The sequence below is a fragment of the uncultured Nostoc sp. genome, from assembly GCF_964245575.1.
In the GTDB taxonomy this organism is placed as follows: Bacteria; Cyanobacteriota; Cyanobacteriia; order Cyanobacteriales; family Nostocaceae; genus Nostoc.
Genome location: NZ_CAXTNP010000149.1, coordinates 1 through 19581 on the forward strand (window position 1 = coordinate 1; position 19581 = coordinate 19581).

15 protein-coding genes are annotated in these 19581 nt (G+C 40.2%); 10 read left to right on the forward strand and 5 right to left on the reverse strand.

The features are described 5' to 3' along the window. Positions 1 to 69 precede the first annotated feature (69 nt). Positions 70 to 666, reverse strand: coding sequence for a TetR/AcrR family transcriptional regulator (locus tag ACFFAP_RS22205; protein WP_375513253.1), 597 nt, complete (start codon positions 664 to 666; stop codon positions 70 to 72). Between the two features lie 294 nt (positions 667 to 960). Between ACFFAP_RS22205 and ACFFAP_RS22210 the strand changes: the two genes are divergently transcribed. Further along, positions 961 to 2550, forward strand: a complete 1590-nt coding sequence (locus ACFFAP_RS22210) for a DHA2 family efflux MFS transporter permease subunit (RefSeq protein WP_375513254.1) — start codon at positions 961 to 963, stop codon at positions 2548 to 2550. Positions 2551 to 3620: 1070 nt separating this feature from the next. Further along, positions 3621 to 4346, forward strand: coding sequence for a phosphoadenosine phosphosulfate reductase (cysH, locus tag ACFFAP_RS22215; RefSeq protein ID WP_375513255.1), 726 nt, complete (start codon positions 3621 to 3623; stop codon positions 4344 to 4346). Positions 4347 to 4470: 124 nt separating this feature from the next. Here cysH and ACFFAP_RS22220 read toward each other — a convergent pair whose 3' ends face one another. From ACFFAP_RS22220 to ACFFAP_RS22230, 3 genes are read right to left on the reverse strand one after another with little or no spacing between them, the layout of a single operon-like run. Continuing rightward, the gene (locus tag ACFFAP_RS22220) at positions 4471 to 5571 is read right to left on the reverse strand and encodes a hypothetical protein (protein WP_375513256.1); all 1101 of its coding nucleotides are present in this window, start codon (positions 5569 to 5571) and stop codon (positions 4471 to 4473) included. A 20-nt stretch (positions 5572 to 5591) separates the two neighbouring features. Then, on the reverse strand, positions 5592 to 7472 hold the full coding sequence (locus ACFFAP_RS22225; protein ID WP_375513257.1) for a trypsin-like peptidase domain-containing protein: 1881 nt from the start codon (positions 7470 to 7472) through the stop codon (positions 5592 to 5594). A gap of 56 nt (positions 7473 to 7528) precedes the next feature. Then, positions 7529 to 11542 (reverse strand): DUF4011 domain-containing protein, encoded by a 4014-nt coding sequence (locus tag ACFFAP_RS22230; RefSeq protein WP_375513258.1) that lies wholly within the window; start codon positions 11540 to 11542, stop codon positions 7529 to 7531. A gap of 370 nt (positions 11543 to 11912) precedes the next feature. On the opposite strand from ACFFAP_RS22230, the gene sbcD reads away from it, so the two are divergent. The 7 genes from sbcD to trxA all read left to right on the forward strand — a co-directional run bounded on the left by sbcD (position 11913) and on the right by trxA (position 17798). After that, complete coding sequence (gene sbcD / locus ACFFAP_RS22235; RefSeq protein ID WP_375513259.1) at positions 11913 to 13166, forward strand: exonuclease subunit SbcD; 1254 nt, start codon at positions 11913 to 11915, stop codon at positions 13164 to 13166. Positions 13167 to 13307: 141 nt separating this feature from the next. Further along, a complete protein-coding gene (locus tag ACFFAP_RS22240) occupies positions 13308 to 13484 on the forward strand; it encodes a hypothetical protein (protein ID WP_375513260.1) in 177 nt (58 codons plus the stop codon). A gap of 109 nt (positions 13485 to 13593) precedes the next feature. Continuing rightward, on the forward strand, positions 13594 to 13986 hold the full coding sequence (locus ACFFAP_RS22245) for a type II toxin-antitoxin system VapC family toxin (RefSeq protein WP_375513264.1): 393 nt from the start codon (positions 13594 to 13596) through the stop codon (positions 13984 to 13986). A gap of 412 nt (positions 13987 to 14398) precedes the next feature. Further along, a complete protein-coding gene (locus ACFFAP_RS22250; RefSeq protein WP_375513266.1) occupies positions 14399 to 14569 on the forward strand; it encodes a hypothetical protein in 171 nt (56 codons plus the stop codon). 381 nt (positions 14570 to 14950) lie between these two features. Further along, positions 14951 to 15481: a YdcF family protein gene (locus ACFFAP_RS22255; protein ID WP_375513265.1), complete on the forward strand. Its 531-nt coding sequence runs from the start codon at positions 14951 to 14953 to the stop codon at positions 15479 to 15481. Between the two features lie 483 nt (positions 15482 to 15964). Then, entirely contained in the window at positions 15965 to 17128 is a 1164-nt protein-coding gene (locus tag ACFFAP_RS22260; RefSeq protein ID WP_375513261.1) for a GuaB3 family IMP dehydrogenase-related protein, read from the forward strand. A gap of 346 nt (positions 17129 to 17474) precedes the next feature. Continuing rightward, complete coding sequence (gene trxA / locus ACFFAP_RS22265) at positions 17475 to 17798, forward strand: thioredoxin (protein ID WP_196522884.1); 324 nt, start codon at positions 17475 to 17477, stop codon at positions 17796 to 17798. 148 nt (positions 17799 to 17946) lie between these two features. Here trxA and ACFFAP_RS22270 read toward each other — a convergent pair whose 3' ends face one another. Beyond that, positions 17947 to 18540 carry a MarC family protein gene (locus ACFFAP_RS22270; RefSeq protein WP_375513262.1) on the reverse strand — a complete coding sequence of 198 codons (594 nt, stop codon included), beginning with the start codon at positions 18538 to 18540 and terminating at the stop codon, positions 17947 to 17949. Between the two features lie 209 nt (positions 18541 to 18749). Between ACFFAP_RS22270 and ACFFAP_RS22275 the strand changes: the two genes are divergently transcribed. Next, positions 18750 to 19562: a carbon-nitrogen hydrolase family protein gene (locus tag ACFFAP_RS22275; protein ID WP_375513263.1), complete on the forward strand. Its 813-nt coding sequence runs from the start codon at positions 18750 to 18752 to the stop codon at positions 19560 to 19562. The last annotated feature ends 19 nt before the right edge of the window (positions 19563 to 19581 follow it).

The window sequence follows — 19581 nt, forward strand, 5'->3', positions numbered from 1 at the left end:
GGGGAATGGAGAATGGGGAATGGGGACTGGGAAGTTAAGAATAAGAATTTTTCCCCCATTCCCTACTCCCTACTCCCTACTCCCTACTCCCTTCATAAGAAGATTTATTGTGCGGCGCATGTATGTTTCTACCGGTTCGGTTGTAGGTTTGAATATCAGTGCATAATATAGTGACCCGCTCAGAAGGTCAATAATTAAGTCTACGTCTGCATCCTTGTGAATTTCGCCTCTAGACTTGGCACGCTCAAGTACTTTAGAAAAGGCTTCACGTCGAAGTTTCGTATATTTTGTCCAATAAACCTCTGCAAACTGAGGATTGCTAGAGGCTGTACTAATTATCAAGGCGAGTGTCTGACGACCAAGGGGACTATCTATTTTTTTGGCGGCATTATTTATCAAAATATCCATGTCTCCCCAAAACCTGCCAGTATCGGGGATCACTAAATCATCTCTCAAACTTTCTATCGCGTCTGCAACTAGTTCTTCTTTGGAAGTGTAACGCCGATAGATAGTCGTTTTACCAACTCTAGCACGGGAAGCGATCGCTTCTATACTCATGCTTTCATATCCTACCTCTGCAAGCAGATCCAAAGTCGCTTGCACAATAGCCTGATCGGCGTGGATGCTGCGTGGTCGTCCAGAGGGGCTGTTGGTTTGCTTACTCATAAAATATCATCCCCAAGCAATATCTTCTTGGCCATTTGCTTCTAGCTTTGGGCATAGAACATAGCCTATAGGAAACAAATAAGCCCTATAACTCAATTCTCATGCATGAAAACAGCAGCAGTGACCATCCATCCTTAGCATAGGTATTTCTGCCACTTTTCATTGAATTTTCCCTTGACCGTTTTAATGTGATACGCTACCGTAGCGTATGTATACAAAATTTAATTTTAGCTTTGGCGTCAGTATTCCAACCAAGGCATTGCTTGACATCTCCCAAATATTATTTACGTAACAATGGCTACCAATATTAAAAGTTCTAGTTTTGACCAATTTGGTTATGTCCACGGGCCATTGAAGTGGGCGATCGCTTTTACGGCTTCCCTTGGTGCTATTTTAGAATTAATTGATACCAGTATTGTTAACGTTGCCTTGACAGACATACAGGCTAGTTTGAGTGCAACTGTCAGTGAAGTGGGTTGGGTAGTTAGCGGATATGCGATCGCTAACGTCGTCTTAATTCCCTTATCAGCATGGTTGGGAGATTACTTTGGGCGTAAAACCTACTTTATCTTCTCACTGATTGGTTTTACGATTTCCTCCGTTTTATGTGGGCTGTCCTTCAATCTACCGATGTTGATCGTTGCCCGAATTCTCCAAGGTTTATGCGGTGGCGGGTTGCTAGCGAAAGCCCAAGCGGTTTTGTTCGAGACTTTTCCCCCAGCTGAACAAGGTTTGGCGCAAGCAGTTTTTGGTGTAGGTGTAATTGCTGGCCCGGCAATTGGCCCAACCTTGGGAGGATTCTTAGTAGATGGTTTAGGCTGGCGCTGGATTTTCTTTGTTAACATTCCCTTTGGGATCATCGCAGTAGCGATGTCTTTAGCGTTTTTGCCAAAGAATGAGGACAGGAAGGACACCCAAAATCAAGCTGTTGATTGGTGGGGAATTGGATTTTTAATCGTGGCTGTGGGTAGCTTACAAACTGTATTAGAACAAGGGGAGCAAGATGACTGGTTTTCCTCTAGTTTTATTGTCACTCTGGCGATCGTCGGTATTATCGGCTTGGGGTTGTTTATTTGGCGAGAACTGAAAACAGATCACCCTGCTGTGGATTTAAGAGTTTTGCGTCACCGTTCTTTAGCTGCGGGAAGCGTTCTTTCAGCAGTGGTGGGTATGGGGCTTTATGGCGCTCTTTTTGCTGTGCCAATATTTGCTCAGAGCGTGCTGCAATTTACAGCAACACAAACAGGATTATTATTAGCACCTGGGGCTTTAGCGTCTGCGATCATTATGGTTTTATTAGGCAAACTGTCTAGTAAAGTTGATGCTCGATTTTTAATTGCAATGGGCGCTGTTGGATCATCTGGAGTCATGTTTGAATTGGCAGCAATTACCCCACAAACCGGCACAGATGATTTATTCTGGCCATTGGTATGGCGTGGGGCTTTTACCGTGTTGATGTTTCTCCCTTTGAGTTTGGCAGTTTTAGGACCGCTACCCAAACAAGATGTTTCTGCCGGTTCTGGTTTCTACAACCTGACTCGACAACTAGGTGGCAGTATTGGCATTGCCTTACTTACTACTCTGCTTGACCGAAGAGAGACTTTTCATCGAGCTATCCTGTTAACAAAACTTAGCCCTTATGACCCAGAAACCAATCAGCGTCTCGACTTGCTCAATGGGGCACTCCAAAACCAAGGCATGGATGCAGCAACAGCGCAACAACAAGCACTAGCTTTATTAAGTCAAACAGTAGATACTCAAGCTGCTGTTTTATCTTATGCAGATTGCTTTCGAGTCGTAGGGGTAGGGTTCCTTTGCTCATTACCTCTGTTATTATTCCTGGGCAAAGGCGGCGCAGGAGCGAAAGCGCCAATCGGTCACTAGTACCGCAAGGCGGAAGTCAGCCCCTTTGGGGAAGTCAAAAGTCAAAAGTCAAAAGAATTATATTCCGAGCTTCTTGCACCATTTGAAATGGTGAACCAGCGCTGCGGGAGGGAAACCCTGCGCAGGCGACTGGTGAACCCTAAGGGTATGTTTATTTCCGCGCCTGCTGTACTAGTAGTCTGTCCCATTAATTTTGCGGGGAAAGATAACAAACCACGTTCGGGCTTCGCGTCTCGTAGAGAAGACGCGAAGTACGCGTCCCTTGCGCGTCTCCCAGAGAAGAAAGAGGTAAGAAGAGAAATTTAAAAACTGATTTACCTATCAAAATTAATGAAACAGATTACTAGTAGTCTGTCAAGCTAGTAATGAAAAGTTTGTAGTAAGCACAAAGCGTGCTTAAAAATCCAGGACTAAAGTCCTTACTACGAACTTGTTTACTCCTCAATTAAAAACTGACAGACTACTAGGGGTAAATAGCGATCGCATCCCAATTTTAAATTCTCTGATTGCAAAACTACGTAAAAACACGGCTTTCAAATTATTTTCTACTGAAAGTCAGAGAAAAAAGTTAATATACACCGATTCATCTGGATTAAAAGCAAAAGCCCCACTCAGTTTTGAGCCGGGCTATGTGAAGTTTTATTGCTAAAATTAAAAATCTTTATCTTAGAAAAAGTTCATTATTGTAATTATGCTAACGCTGGTCAACATCATTAAAGCGCCCATGATTATAGATTCACCTAAGCGATTGGGGGATTTTGAAGTCTTCATTTAAGTAAAATCCTTTTTATTAATTGTTCCTTAACCATATCAAAATCAGTATAAATATCTATAAAGGCATTGTAAAACTTAAATTACCGTAAAGTTTCTTAGTAAACAGTGTTGTTTTTACTTATGTATTCGTTTTGACTGAATCCTAAAAATAAGACAACGCCCCATCACCTATTCCCCATGCCGATAATGTAGTAATTTCCGAACATAATAATTACCTTATCTCCGAGCGGAATAGGCGCCTTTGTGGGTTAAAATAAATATTAGTCAAGGTAAAAATATTTGAACAGAAGATTATCATGACAGTTTCCACGGCATCTAGAAACCAAGCGATCGCTTTTGACTTAGAAAAATTAAATCAGCAATTTGAAACTGCTACTCCCAAAGAAATACTGGCATGGTCTATAGAGAACATCCCAACGGGACTGGTGCAAACAAGCGCCTTTAACGTGGATGATATGATAATTACCCATATTCTTTACACTGAACTGAAGCATCCAGTTCCTGTGATCTTTCTTGATACTTTACACCACTTCCCTGAAAGCCTAGAATTAGTAGCCAAAGCCATACAAATCTACAATCTGGATTTGCAAACTTTCAAAACTCCAGACGTAGACACCCGCGAAGCCTTTGAAGCCAAATATGGCGAGAAACTCTGGGACAAAGATATTGCCAATTTCCACCACATTACAAAAATTGAACCACTGCTACGGGGTCTAGACGAACTCAACAGCGTCGCTTGGATTACTGGACGCCGCCGTGACCAAGCAGTAACCCGTGCGAATATGCCCATATTTGAATTAGACGGTAAAGGTCGCCTGAAAGTAAATCCTATAGCCAGATGGACACGCCAAGACAGCTGGGTTTACGTGGCTGAACACGGAGTCATCTACAACCCTCTGCACGACAAAGGTTATCCCAGTATTGGGGACGAACCCATCACCACCAGAGTAGGCGAAGGCGAAGACGAACGCGCTGGACGCTGGCGGGGAAGTGATAAAACAGAATGTGGAATTCATATTTAAAAGTGAGTGGGGAGTAGGGATTGGGGAGTGGGGAATAGAAGAAAAGAAAAATTTCCCCCAACCTTCCTTACTCTGCGCCTCTGCGGTTAGATAACAGTATTACACAACAAGTTTAGAGGCTAGTTTATTGACCATTTTGCTGGAAAAGCTGCTCTAGAGAAGCTAATTCAGCTTCTCTGGCTGCGTCAATCTCTGGCAAAGGTCGCTGCATAATTGAATAAAGCGATCGCTTTTGCACTTTTGTAGATTGCAAACCAAGTTCCTTCAATTCCTCTCCAATTTTTAATCTCATATTGCGTCGGTCAGCTTTAGTTACATCAGGACTTTGGAGAATAGCTATTTCAATAGCAGGTAAAACAAATTTCTTTACTTTCTCATATTCGCCCGAAGAAATAGCATTTTGAGCTTGAGTAACTAGCTCTTTTATAGTTTTTAATGACTCCCAATCTTGCTGTTTGCGCTTTTCTATACGAAACAGCATATAGCTGTAGCCTTCTAGGGGTTTACCATCACGCTCAAAAGTTTTTGTTGTTCCAGGTGAACCAAGACAGAGGCTATCCTTGACAATACAAAGGTTATCGCTGTTTATCTTGTTATCCTGCGCTAAAATTGCGGCAAAATAACCTGCTTTCAGTGAATTACTACCACCTCCATCAGCTTCAGAAAATGTTTGCTGGTAGCCTAGTTCTAACCGACGCTCACCAATATCGAGTAAATCTTCAATACCCCGATATACTGGTTCTGCTAGCTTTATAACACTTGAAAGTTCCGGCACAGGTAGCAATTCAGAAAATCTGCCCATTGTCTTAATAAATTTACCGATGGAGTCATTATTAGCTATGCTAAATAAGCCTGTTTGTAACTCGACTAATCCATCATTGAAGGGAAATAAAGATGTGAGAGGATAGTTGCATTGAATGACTTTATCCAGATTATCTGCTATTGATTTTTCTAATTGTCCAGGTGCAGCTAGATAGGGAATTATTACGGATTTCCCACCGTGATTGAAGCGGACAGCAGCATGAACCACCGGATATCTTTGCTTGAACCATTCTACATCTTTAGCCAAGCGCATCTCCACTAGCCAGATCCGACAATAGGCTTCACCTGCAACAATGGGTTTTTCATCATAGTCTACATCAACTCGATGTTTCGGTAGAGAAAGGGTTTTATATTTTGGAGCCTCACGGCTGAAAGTTTCAGATAAACTCTGGAAAAAGCTCATGAAATTATTCCTCTGTCACATTAACCTAAATACTGTGAAATTTGATTCCAAAAAGCACGAATGGGAATACCCCCTGTTGAACCTGGAGCCACAGAACGTCCTATACCGGGATTTCCTTGATGAATTGCAATCAATTCCCATTGGCGATTAAAAATTGGTGCGCCAGAGGAACCGTCATCAGTTTTCAGATTATGGTCAATGTAATCTTCTCCTACTTGTGTAATTTGTCCAAAGTCGGAAATTATAACTGGGTTTCCTTGTGGATGATGGATAATACGAACATCTTGACCGCTATCTAATATAGATGTTTCGTTAATAAAAATGGATTTTTGTTGTGTTTGAGCGTTGATTTTAAGTAAAGCATAATCAAGATGACTATTATTACTAATAAAATCTAATTTAAAAACATCCTTTTCTGATTCGTAACTTCCATCTTTATAACCAAAGCGCACCCATGCTTTTTGCACTTGGCTCTTACTAAAAATGTGATTACAGGTTAGTAAAAAATTTTTTGTAATTAACACTCCTGTGCCTATAGCGTTTCCTATAGGTGATTCGATTCTGCCTACTGTGTTACAAGCTGCTAAAGCTTTAAAGTTTTCCTGACCTTTTTCGACTAATCGAGTATATAATTCTACATCTTGGTCTTTCAATCCATAAATTGATGCTAAATTGCGTAGAGACTCAAGTACACTTACTAATGGGTGATCGTTAAAGTTTTTATGAGAGATTTGATAACTTTTAAATGCTGATACTAATGATTGAGCAAATACATGAGATTGAGTGTCAAATCTCAAATTACTTAAAAACGCATAATCAACACCAGCGCTTTCTAAAAAATTTTGGCGATCGCTTGCTACATTGACCTTGAGAGCAAAGTTATTTAGCGCCATAATTAATGGTATCACATCTCTCTGCTCTAAAAATATTTCCGGATTCATGAAGTTCTCATTTGTCCAAATTAAGCTATCATTTTCAGTTGCAAATAACGAACTATCAACAGTTTGAGTAGGTGCGATAGAGAATGAAGCAGCAACAGGTTCCAATGTTTGTTGCTGAAATCCCTCATTCAATTTGAGATTAGATGTTTGCACGTTGTTGCTTAAAATTGGGGTTATGATTATAGGATCTCTAGTAGCCTGGGTATAAGTGGTCTGATTAAATCGACGCTTCAAATCCTGAACAAACTCTTCTAATGAAGTTTTTTGGAGATAGTGTTTTTTTAAGGATTTCTCAATTGTTTTAAGCAAAGTCTCATATAGATTCTCGATATATTCTTCCCGTACAGCTTTTGAATTATCTAGCTCAAATGACCAGTAATTATACCATTGCCAAAGAGATTGAAATTGATTGGGATTTGGAGCATCTATACCTATCTCTCGAAGGATACTTATTTGTAATCTAACCTCACAATAAAGCTTTTTATAGCTCTCATCTTCAGACCTAACTAGCTCAACAGGCTGTCCTTGAGTAGCTACCGAAAGCATGGTTAACTTTAACTGTTTAATCTTTGCTATCAGATATTCAAATCGTGATATTTGACACTCGTCAACTAATTCTTCTTGAGATTTATCTTTGATATAATGCTGGTACAAAATAATATCAATTTGATTGAAAACGCTAGTGTATAGGTCGTGAATATATCCTGCTTTTGAAGCATATCCGCTTTTTAAAGATGACCAGCGCTCGCGCCAATTTGAAAGAGATTTAAAGTTATTAGTATTTTCGATGTAAACCCCTTCCTCTTCAAGAGATTCCATCAAGTCAGCAATATTTTTATAAAGTAGCGTATACTCTTTCTCTTTTTCGTAAATTTTCAACTCTCCAGTAGAAACCGCAATCATGATTAATTGCAACTGTTGAACTTTAGTTAACAGTTCTTCAATTAGTGCTACTACCATAGACAATCCAATTTTTATTTAAATCTCTGTTTATAAAGCTACACTAGCAACTGTGCTTATTTCCGATTGCGTATATTTTCTATATGCTCTATTAGCTGTTTTATTTGACCCTCTCTGTTGCGATTCCATTCACGAGACCAAATTCTGTAAATTCGCCAGCCTAATTTTTGTAGAACTTCTTGGCGGAGGCGATCGCGATCGCGGGCTGTAGGATATTTATGATAAGTTCCTCCATCACAGACAATGCCTAAAAGAGACTCTTCTGTTTCTGGCTTGGAATTATCTATCACAACTAAGTCGATTGGGTAAGCTGAACGACCTACCCGTTTATTAACTGCGTATCCGCTTTCTATTAAAGCCTGATATATATCTTCTTCAAATGGCAAATTAGAGGGAGACAGATCATCATCACCCTTTTCATCTAGTTTTTGACCGCCACTTTGAACGTATGCAAAATACTCTTTAACTAATGCAGCTTGTAGGCTTACTTCGGGGTTAATATTCTCGTGTTTAATCGAAGCGACTAATACAAACTTGTATTTAGCGCGAGTTATTGCAACGTTTAATCTTCGTTTCCCTAAATCTTGCTGTTTTTTACTGAAGTAACCAAAGTTGTGATTCAACTTACCCGGGTTTTTGTTATCAAAACCAAAGCCAAAGCTTAGAAAAATCACATCTCGTTCATCACCTTGAACCTCATCGATTGGCTTGACAAAAAATTTATCTGAGTTATCTTGACAAAATTCTTCTATCTTTGGATGTTTAATACTGATTTGTTTGAGTTGTTCCCAGATGGCTTTTGCTTGTTGTTTACTTGAGGTAATAATACCCAAAGATTGCTGAGAGTGTTGTTGAAAATGCTGCACTGTCAGCTTTGCAACTTCCTCTGCTTCACGGATATTGTCTCCACGACCACCACGATCATATATTCCCCCTTCAACGGGATGGAAATGTATGCCTCGACTAGCATCTTTTACAGGGTTGGGGAAAGAAATAAGTTTTGAATTGTAAAATTTTTGGTTTGAGAAGGCAATAAGGCTTTCGTCTTGGCTGCGATAATGCCAACTCAAAGTACGAATTATCATAATTGATAAAGTGGAACACTCATCGAGCAAATTTTCATAAACTTCTTCCTCTTCATCGTCGCTATCATCGGAAGCTGTATTTTCAAAGAAAGCGGTTGGCGGTAGCTGCTTGTTATCGCCAACAACAATTAGCTGTTTTGCTCGCATAATAGACGATACTGCATTTTCAGTACGAACTTGAGAAGCTTCGTCAAAGACAACAACATCAAACTGCACTGCCTCAGCATCTACATATTGACTAACCCCTAAAGGACTCATCAACCAACATGGCTTGAGGATAGTAACCAGTTGAGCATTATTTTTAATAAATTGACGAATTTTTTGTTGTCTGGTTTTCTTTCTACTTTCTTGTTTGAGAGACTTCACTTGTTCTGCTGCTTCTGGCTGTGTTAACCAATTTTGCCAACGTTTGGCATGGAGTTGTTTCAAACGTTCGATTGCAACTTCATACTGTTGTTTGTCTTGTTCTGAAAATTCATTTATTCTCTGCTCGTGCAGATTTTGGCTAAAGTTTTGCAACTCTGAATTATCAGAATGTATGTGTCGCAACCAATTTTCATAAAAGCCTTTTTCTAAAACTGAAAACCACTTACTCGGTAAAATGTCCGAATCTCGTAGCTTAGATAAAAACTCTTTGGTTCCAATAGCTTCTAATTGACGTACAAATTTTTGACAGTACAACCACTGTTGGAATAAATCAAGCTCATCATAGGCTTGTTGTCGGAAATCTTCAATTTCGTTTAAAGGTGTTTTCTTCAATACACCCGATGCTGCTAGCCGTTCTTGAGGAAAGTGTTTGTTTAAAAATTTACAGCCTTCTTGAATCTGGTTTAAGGATGTTTCCAAATTTTCTAAAAATGCTCTTAACTCCTGATAGCTTTCTCTTGAACCAACAACTGCGGCTACTATCTCTTTATCTAGTTGGCGCTGTTGATTTAGTTTTTCCAACCATTCAAGACCTTGCTGAATACTTTGCAAATTTGTCATTTCTTCATCAAATGAAGAACCAAAAACTTGACGCGCTCGATAGTTTTGGTCTTTTAATGTATTTAAAATATTTTGGCGCTCAATCGCTTGTTCAATATCTGCAATCAATTCTTGCTCAGAAACTCTATTTTGGTCTTGCCGGAGAGCTATAAGACGTTGACGTTCGCGCCTTTTAGCATTACGCCATTGCCAATAAGCAGGTTTAATGAAGCGAAAAAGTCCTGTAAATTTTCTCTCAAAAAGTCCCCTAAGTTTTAACAAATCGAAAGTTAAAAATTCCCGGACATACTTAGCATTGAGATCAGAATTAATAGATTGAAAATTCCTAATCTCTGTTTCTAGCTCCAAATACAACTGTCTTAAATCAACTAAATCTGTTGAAAGTGACCAACTTTCAATTCCTGATGGAGCATCAACGATATGGGCTACCTCTGGCTGTAACTGTTCTAAATCATACAAGGTTTGGAGTGGTTCTGTTATTTTTAGCAATTGTGTCAACGAAACTACAGTATTTTGAGCAAGTTTTATTCCTTTACTGATATTGTCAATATTTCTACGTAAATCTTTATCTATATCGGACGACCAAGATTCAGATTGTAGCGGACTACTTGACCATATCGTTTTTTGTCTACCCCGGAATATAGCCTCGAATTGACCAAGTTGTTCTAGTAAAACTTTTGCCTCGAACAATCTGGTTTCTGACCAATCTTGCAGATTAGAAAGATTAAACTGTAGTACAGGAATGTCTTCTCGTTCCAATCTGAGAATTTCGCCATACAGGTTAAAAGCAGATTTATTTAATGGTTGCTCTTGTTTATGTAGATTTATTACATGAACATTTAGTACTTGTCGATAGTTACGTAAAGGTTTAAAGAATATATCCCAATCTCGTTGTTGTGCTTCGTTTATTTCTGAAAGCTGAGTAAGAGTTTGGTCTAGTTGATTAAAGAAATCTTTTGCTTTTGTTGTAACTTGGTGATGTAAATTCAGACAAACATCTTCTAATTTACTTTTTTTAAGCCTGTCAAAAACAACTTCTAAAGCAGTTTGCTTTTCTGCAACTACAAGCACTTTTCTATTTTTGCCGATTAACTCAGTGATGATGTTGACAATAGTTTGGCTTTTTCCTGTACCAGGAGGCCCCTGCACTACACAACTAAATCCTGCTTTGACAGCTTCTATAACTAATTGCTGACTGGAGTCTGCATCACGTATTTGATAAATGAATGAAGGATCTATTTTGTCAAGTTCTTGCTTTTGAGGAATGGGGGGTTTATTGGCATTATCAGATGTTCGTTTTAAAGCTAGCTCTTGCAGTATAGGATGATTAGCTATCTTATCCTGATTTTGTTCCAGGTCTTTAATCATTGCTGCTTTTGCATCCTGGAACAAAGTAATGTGTGCTGTTTCTTCTAGTTGCCAGTCAGGCTGTTTAGCGATCGCACCACGAACTTCATCTATAAAATTCTCATAGCTCAATTTTTGAATGTGATCGCTCTCAGGCAGCGTAATATTAAATTCTTCATGTAGCTTGTTGATTAAAAGAAAGTTAACAGAAATATCTTCGTCTGTAGGGTAAAGTGTAAATTCTGGCGGCTTTCTACCCTTTTTTTCTAACCTCACTGGAACAAGCAGGATTGGAGAAACATACTTTTCATGGGGTTTTTCGGGGTCAAACCATGTTAAAGTTCCAAGGACTAAAAAGAGACTATTAAAACCCTTCTCTTCCAGGCTTGATTTTGCACCTTTACGAAGTTCGTCTAGAAGCTTGATCCGGTCAGTATCAGTCTGCTTGCTTGTGATTTCATTAAAAGCAAATGGACTAGGTTCGTCTCCTGCAAGCTTTTTATATAAAAGTGAAGAGGCTGTAAGAATATCAACTACTGGTTTTTTATTTTTGCGGAAATCAATTAAAGGATTGCTGTTTGAGTCGCCAGCAAGTCTTTTCTTCCAAATCTTTATTTTTTCTTGGATTGCCGCAGTGTCCGAGATACTCATTCGCTTTTGATTGAAGTGTTGTACAAGAATAAGTTTGTGTTTTAATACTTTTATTGTAAGTAAGATTTATTCTAAAAAACATCATTTGTTACAATTTGCAGACACAGCAAATGTCATTCAAGTAGACGAAACTTTTAAAAATCTCAATTTACGTGGCGACGTTATATAGAAGTAGGTCAACCTAATTAAACATAAAATGCTCAGGAGATAGATCCCCGACTTCTCTAAAAAGTCGGGAATATGGGTATTATGTTTATTTCTACCTACCGACTAATAGCTTCTAAGCTATGGTTGATTGAAACGCAGACTGCTGTAAGCGATAGTATGATTAGCGTGGTAATTTAACCTCATATAGTTAAATAAGACAAATATGATTAAAATCCTTCATCTCTCCGACATCCACATGGGAAGCGGCTTCTCCCACGGACGAATTAATCCCGCAACCGGATTAAACACACGATTGGAGGATTTTGTCAATACATTGTCTATATGTATTGATCGAGCGCTGACAGATGCTGTTGATATGGTGATATTTGGTGGCGATGCTTTCCCGGATGCTACACCACCGCCTTATGTACAGCAGGCTTTTGCCGGCCAATTTCGCCGTCTCATGGATGCCAATATTCCAACAGTGCTGTTGGTAGGCAACCACGATCAACATTCCCAAGGGCAGGGAGGAGCGAGTTTAAATATTTATCGCACTTTAGGAGTGCCAGGATTTGTTGTCGGTGACACATTAACTACTCACTGCATCGAAACCCGTAATGGTAAAGTGCAAGTAATCACCCTTCCTTGGCTAACCCGTTCTACCCTAATGACTCGCCAAGAGACTGAAGGTTCGTCTTTGGCGGAAGTCAACCAACTGTTAACGGAACGGCTGCGAGTTGTTCTAGAAGGAGAAATTCGCCGTCTTGACCCCGATGTGCCAACTGTCCTTTTGGCTCACTTGATGTCTGACAATGCAACCTTGGGCGCAGAACGCTTTTTGGCAGTGGGTAAAGGCTTTACTCTACCCCTATCTTTGCTGACGCGACCTTGTTTTGATTATGTAGCGTTGGGACACGTCCACCGCCACCAAAATCTGAATAAATCTAACAACCCGCCGGTGATTTATCCAGGGAGTATTGAGCGGGTAGATTTTAGTGAAGAAAAAGAAGACAAAGGCTATGTGATGATAGAACTGGAGCGAGGGAGGGCTGAGTGGGAATTTTGTCCCTTAACAGTTCGGACTTTCCGCACTATTGAGGTGGATGTCTCGAAAGCAGATGATCCGCAAGCGGTATTAATGAAAGCGATCGCTAAGTATGATATTCAAGATGCTGTAGTGCGGCTAATTTACAAACTCCGCTCTGAGCAGATGGATTTAATTGACAGCTCCTCTCTACATACTGCTTTAAGTCCGGCTCATACCTACACCATTCAAGCAGAATTATTGAGTCAATTAGCTCGTCCCCGCATTCCTGAATTAACTGCAAGTAGCAGCATCGACCCAATGGAAGCCTTGAAAACTTACTTAAACAACCGTGAAGACCTCAAAGACATAGCAGCATCAATGCTGGATGCAGCACAGAAGTTGCTAGCAGATGATGTGGAAGTCTGGCTAGAAGCAGCAACTAGTGAGTAGGATAAATGGCAATGATATTTTCATGTTTTAAGAGCAATGTTTGATGGCCAGTAGCTACGTGTCTACGCTACATCAGTCAGCATTAAGTAATCAGAAAATGTCTGAGCTTTGAATAGTAGTAATTACAGGAGAAACCATACAATGAAGATTAGAGGAACAAAACGTGGTCAAAGTATTGAATTATTAGAGCAAATTCACAGTATTCCTGATGGAGCAGAGATAATCATTAATCTAAAACTTTCTTTTACTGAATCTGTAGTAGCAAAACTAGACTTAACAGATGAAGAAAGACTAGCAAAATTGAATCAATTATTTTAAGTTTGGCAAGACCAATCAAAGTTAATAGATATCTTTGCTGAAATTGACCAGCAGCGTCATACTTATCAAGGAAGGAGATAGACTCAATTGATAAATACAAGAAAGACTAATATATCTCCTAGATACTAATATTTGTATTGCACTGCTTAACGGCAATTCCAAAGCAGTACCTATATTTAATAGCTATTTCAGCCAATGCTATCTATCTACAATAGTAGTTTCAGAACTTTACAAAGGTGTTTACTGTTCTAAAAAAGTTGAAAAAAATTTAGCAACACTAGCACAATTAACTGAACTATTACCCATTGAGCCATTTGATATAGATGCTGCCAGACAATTTGGTAAAATCCAAAGCGAATTGAGACAAATTGTTAGACCGACAGGAGAAGTAGATGCACTAATTGCTGCTGTTGTCCGTTCTCGTAATGATATTTTGGTTACGAACAATATCAAGGATCTTGAAAATATACTTAATTTGCAATTAGAGAACTGGTTAGAGTAGCAAAAAGGCTGTATGAGTATTTCTGCAAGTGAGTGATCGCCTGATTATATGTTCTATCAAAATGTGCGATCGCTCTTTCAATAATGCGAAAATATAGTATAACTTCAAAAAAGTTCATGATGAAGCGAGATTTTAATGTAATTATCAAACAAGATGCAGATGGCTACTTTGTTATTTCCGTCCCAAATCTTCCTGGTTGTCATACGCAAGCCCACACTTTTTATGATACATTGCGATGGGTGCAGGACGGTAGTTCCTGTACATTCAGGTGAAACAATTGGTCGTGGTTTGCTGGCACAAATACTACGCGATTGCCAAATAACTCGTGAAGAATTTAGAGAATTGTTGTAAGAATTAATGCTTTTGAGAGTTAGATATTATGTACAGATAATAGATAGTCCTAAAAAGTGCGATGCCTTCTCTACGAGAGGCTTCTCTTTCAGAGACGCTAACGCGAACGCCAACGGCGGGCGTAGCCATCGCTAAATATAATATTCAAGATGCTGTAGTGCGGCTAATTTACAAACTCCGCTCCGAACAGATGGATTTATTAGGTCATCTGGAAAAACCCACGAAAACCTAACCCCTAACCCCCTTCCCAACGCTCTAAGGGGGAAATTTCAAAGTCTCTCTCCTTAAAGGAAGAGAGAAATAGAAGTGAGGTTTTCCAGATGACTAAAATTTTCATCTTCTAAATGGGGTTCTTTGAGAAGATGCTAAAACCCTTTGATGGATTGTTCGATATCGGTTAGGATAATCCATCAATTAGAGGAAAAACTTCAAGCACGCTTAATCGCGCTGCAACCTGAAAATCACCTAAATATAAATTTGGACAGATTTTATAGGAGTTTGCTACTCTACTATCAATTGTTTTTTTCTTCTGGCCAGAGGAAATTTTGGACTCAGTACATAAAGTTATCGAGCCTTGAATAAGCTATTTTTTACAGGTAAATCTTTTCGTTTTATGGCTTTTGTCCTACCGCTAATCATGTGGTGGGGATACAAAGAAGTACAAAACCAATTTGTACAGCCGCAAGCAGTTGTAGTGTTAGGTGGTTCAACGAGACGTTTAGAGCGAGAAAAGTTTACGGCCGAATTCGTGCGCCAGCATCCAAATATACCAATTTGGATTACTGGGGGTAGTCCAGCTAGATTCACCCAACGAGTGTTTACTAAAGCTGGTGTTGATCCCAAACGTTTACACTTGGACTATGAAGCCGTAGATACAGTTACTAATTTTACTACGTTAGTAGATGATTTGCAAGCTCGTGGCATCAAGAGCGTTTATTTGATTACTTCAGATTTCCACATGCGTCGGGCTTGTGTCATCGGCGAAATTATTTTGGGTAGTCGAGGTATTTATTTAAAACCAGTACCAGTTCCTTCAGAAAAACCCCCCGAATCTATCGAAAAATCTATTCGTGATGGAGCTAGAGCGATACTTTGGATAGCAACTGGTTACACCGGTGTGAATGTAGTTAAAAATAAACGGTAAATCAAACAAATTTTGGATTTTGGACTTTGACTTCTCTACGAGACGCACTCGCGTTCGCTCAGTCGAACGATTTTAAATTTTGAAATTGAAAATCTTCAGATTCAGAAGGTTTATCGATTTGAAACGATACAAACTATTCCAATTTGGTATCATTTATGAGAATTTGCCTATTATTGACCTAAGTCAATATAGGCAAATTAAGAGAACTAATGCCAATAATATTGACATTAACTCAGTAATAATAGACACTATCATTGTCCAATTACCAAAAACTAGCGCAACACCAACTCTCAAAGAACACAATATAAAAACCAATTAACATTTTTTGCTCATTTGGTTGCCTGGTAAATACTTTGCGTCCATCAAAGTTTTGAGCTGCGGCTTGGGTAACTCGAATTTATCTGTATAGTTCAGGGAAAAAACGCCCCAACTTATCTCACAATTTGATACCCTAGCTTAAACAGATTTAAGAAAAATTAAAGCGTGGAAATTCAACTTGGGCGGGGAAAAACAGCTCGCAGAGCTTACGGAATAGATGAAATTGCTCTAGTCCCTGGTAACAGAACACTAGACCCCAGTTTGGCAGATACTAAGTGGCGTATTGGCAATATTGAGCGAGAAATCCCGATAATTGCTAGTGCGATGGATGGCGTAGTAGATGTTCGTATGGCTGTACGTTTGTCACAGTTAGGAGCATTGGGTGTCTTGAATTTAGAGGGTATTCACACTCGCTATGCTGATCCAGAGCCAATATTAGATCGGATTGCCTTTGTGGGTAAAGATGAATTTGTTGCCCTGATGCAAGAACTCTATGCCGAACCAATAAAGCCGGAATTAATTGAACAACGTATTCAGGAAATTAAACAACAAGGTGGCATTGCGGCGGTAAGTGCGACTCCAGCCGGTGCAAGTAAATATGGTGAGGGGGTGGCAAAAGCTGGAGCAGATTTATTTTTTGTACAGGCTACGGTAGTTTCTACTGCACATCTGTCACCAGAGTCTTTAGTACCACTTGATTTAGCAGAATTTTGCCGTTCCATGCCCATCCCCGTGGTGTTGGGGAATTGTGTAACTTACGAAGTCACTTTGAATTTGTTGAAAGCTGGAGCGGCTGGGGTACTGGTGGGAATTGGGCCTGGTGCTGCTTGTACGTCCCGTGGGGTATTGGGTGTGGGCGTACCACAGGCGACTGCGATCGCAGATTGTGCAGCAGCACGAGATGATTACTACAAGGAAACTGGTAACTATATCCCCATCATCGCTGATGGTGGTTTAATCACCGGTGGCGACATTTGTAAATGCATCGCCTGCGGTGCTGATGGTGTGATGATTGGTTCTCCCTTTGCCAGAGCCGCAGAAGCCCCAGGACGAGGTTATCATTGGGGCATGGCGACTCCCAGCCCAGTCTTGCCTCGTGGCACCCGGATTCGCGTTGCCACCACCGGTAGCTTAGAGCAAATACTCGTTGGCCCAGCAGGACTAGATGATGGCACTCACAATCTTTTAGGAGCCTTAAAGACGAGTATGGGCACCTTAGGAGCCAAAAATATCAAAGAAATGCAACAAGTAGAAGTTGTGATTGCACCTTCTTTATTAACCGAGGGTAAAGTTTACCAAAAAGCTCAACAATTGGGTATGGGGAAATAAAGCTGGGGACTGGGGACTGGGGACTGGGGACTGGGGACTGGGAAAAAGTTATTCTAATCCCTAATCCCCAATCCCTAATCCCTAATCCTTCAATAAATTTTTCCAGCCCCCTAAACAATTGCTGGAAAAATCCGATATGTCGCCTACAATAGAGATAGCGGAGACGAATGTTTCCGTTCACTCCTCACACCACACTCCGCCCGGACTACTGTTCGGGCGGTTCCTTATGTTTATAAATAAATTCTAGAGCTTCTTTGCAAATGTACATCCTCGGACTTCCAAGCTGAGGTTTTTGCTATGGTAGAATTTTCACCAAGCTCAGATATTATTGGCGAAGGTTTTAGGCATGTCAACAGCCGCGCAAGTTACCGATTCTAGTTTCAAGCAAGAAGTACTCGACAGCGATGTACCCGTTTTAGTTGACTTTTGGGCACCCTGGTGCGGACCATGCCGTATGGTAGCTCCTGTTGTCGATGAAATCTCCGAACAGTACAAAGGTCAAATTAAGGTCGTCAAAGTCAATACGGATGAAAATCCTCAAGTTGCTAGTCAGTACGGCATCCGCAGTATTCCCACATTAATGATTTTTAAGGATGGACAAAAAGTGGATATGGTAGTCGGCGCTGTGCCTAAAACTACATTAGCTTCCACTCTCGAAAAGTATCTTTAAAACTCAATTGGCAATAAACTCCTCTTGAGTTATCCATCGTGTTCTAAATTTAGGTTAATTTTTATAAAGAAGTTTGAGAGACGCGATTTTTTCGTCTCTCAAACTTCTTTACGTTTGTATACAGTTTCAGAATATTTTTAGGAGTTTTCTAGCTCAAAAACAATTCTTTAATTCCCGTACTACCAATTTCCACCGCTAGCGCCGCCAACAAAAAACCCAAAAGTTGAGTCACAATCACTCCACCTTCTGCACCAATCCACTGGTCAATCAGATTTGCCAAACGCAAAATTAACCAAGTGATAAACATCGCGGCTAAGATACCCACCGCTACAGCAATATGCGGACTCTGTGATTTGGACATCAGCAACATCACCGTTGTCAAAGTCCCCGGCCCTGCTAATAGTGGTAAAGCTAGTGGAGTAATTGCGACATCTCGTCCTTCCTCAATAATCGGCTGATCTAATTCTCCCCGCAGCATTTGTAAAGCAATTAACAGCAATAATAGTCCTCCTGCTACTCGCAAAGAGCCGATACTGATTTCCAAGTAATTTAAAATTACTTGCCCTGTAAAGGCAAATAGCAAAAGAACTGCGATCGCAATGATAATTGCTTTATCTACGACTTTGTTTCTTTGGTCTGGCATCATGCCTTTAGTCAAAACTAAAACAATCGGTATATTGCCCACAGCATCCGCCAGGACAAACACAGCAATAAATGTTTGAATGAGAATAGAAATATCCACAGCAGGTAGGTTTGATCACGGTTTGATCACAACCTAATCCTTATCTGGCTCACTTTGCTAGAACCCAGAGAAAGATTAAGATCAACATAAAACAAGTCTGTTAAAGAAAATCTTGGCTAACTCATTTCTAATTAAGTTCCACAGATGTTGAAGTAGCGATATATTTTGATAATCTATCTTCCATAAATCAACTGTTCGTTGTTGAATCTATGAAGTCTTATTTAGCCGCCGCTATTCAATTGACCAGTGTGCCCGATCTACAGAAAAATTTGGCACAGGCAGAAGAATTAATAGAGCTTGCCGTGCGTCAAGGTGCGGAATTGGTTGCTTTGCCAGAAAACTTTTCCTATATGGGAGAAGAAAAAGACAAACTCGCGCAAGGTGATGCGATCGCTCTTGAAAGTGAAAAATTTCTCAAAAAAATGGCTCAACGCTTTCAAATTACCATCTTGGGCGGCAGCTTTCCAGTTCCGGTAGATAATACAGGCAAAGTTTATAACACCACTTTACTCATTGACACAAACGGTCAAGAACTTGCCCGCTACTACAAAGTACACCTATTTGATGTTAATGTCCCCGATGGCAACACCTATCAAGAATCCAGCACAGTTGTGGCTGGTACGCAACTACCACCTGTCCATTTTTCCGAAAAACTTGGTAATTTAGGACTTTCCATTTGTTATGATGTCCGCTTCCCTGAACTGTACCGTCATCTGGCAGATAAAGGAGCTGATGTTATCTTTATTCCCGCCGCCTTTACCGCCTTTACAGGTAAAGACCACTGGCAAGTACTACTACAAGCCAGAGCCATCGAAAACACCGCCTACGTCATTGCTCCTGCCCAAACAGGCAATAACTACGCCCGTCGTCTAACCCACGGGCACGCGGTTATTATCGACCCTTGGGGCGTAATTTTAGCCGATGCCGGGGAAAAACCAGGAATTGCGATCGCAGAAATCAAGCCCACTAGGTTAGAACAAGTCCGCCGTCAAATGCCCTCTTTACAACATCGCGTATTCTAGGGAGTGGGGAGTGGGGAGT

Bases quoted from the DNA above. Each gene is read 5' to 3' on its own strand.
- ACFFAP_RS22205 (WP_375513253.1), bottom strand. From the start codon at position 666: ATGAGTAAGCAAACCAACAGCCCCTCTGGACGACCACGCAGCATCCAC.
- ACFFAP_RS22210 (WP_375513254.1), top strand. From the start codon at position 961: ATGGCTACCAATATTAAAAGTTCTAGTTTTGACCAATTTGGTTATGTC.
- cysH (WP_375513255.1), top strand. From the start codon at position 3,621: ATGACAGTTTCCACGGCATCTAGAAACCAAGCGATCGCTTTTGACTTA.
- ACFFAP_RS22220 (WP_375513256.1), bottom strand. From the start codon at position 5,571: ATGAGCTTTTTCCAGAGTTTATCTGAAACTTTCAGCCGTGAGGCTCCA.
- ACFFAP_RS22225 (WP_375513257.1), bottom strand. From the start codon at position 7,472: ATGGTAGTAGCACTAATTGAAGAACTGTTAACTAAAGTTCAACAGTTG.
- ACFFAP_RS22230 (WP_375513258.1), bottom strand. From the start codon at position 11,542: ATGAGTATCTCGGACACTGCGGCAATCCAAGAAAAAATAAAGATTTGG.
- sbcD (WP_375513259.1), top strand. From the start codon at position 11,913: ATGATTAAAATCCTTCATCTCTCCGACATCCACATGGGAAGCGGCTTC.
- ACFFAP_RS22240 (WP_375513260.1), top strand. From the start codon at position 13,308: ATGAAGATTAGAGGAACAAAACGTGGTCAAAGTATTGAATTATTAGAG.
- ACFFAP_RS22250 (WP_375513266.1), top strand. From the start codon at position 14,399: ATGCCTTCTCTACGAGAGGCTTCTCTTTCAGAGACGCTAACGCGAACG.
- ACFFAP_RS22255 (WP_375513265.1), top strand. From the start codon at position 14,951: ATGGCTTTTGTCCTACCGCTAATCATGTGGTGGGGATACAAAGAAGTA.
- trxA (WP_196522884.1), top strand. From the start codon at position 17,475: ATGTCAACAGCCGCGCAAGTTACCGATTCTAGTTTCAAGCAAGAAGTA.
- ACFFAP_RS22275 (WP_375513263.1), top strand. From the start codon at position 18,750: ATGAAGTCTTATTTAGCCGCCGCTATTCAATTGACCAGTGTGCCCGAT.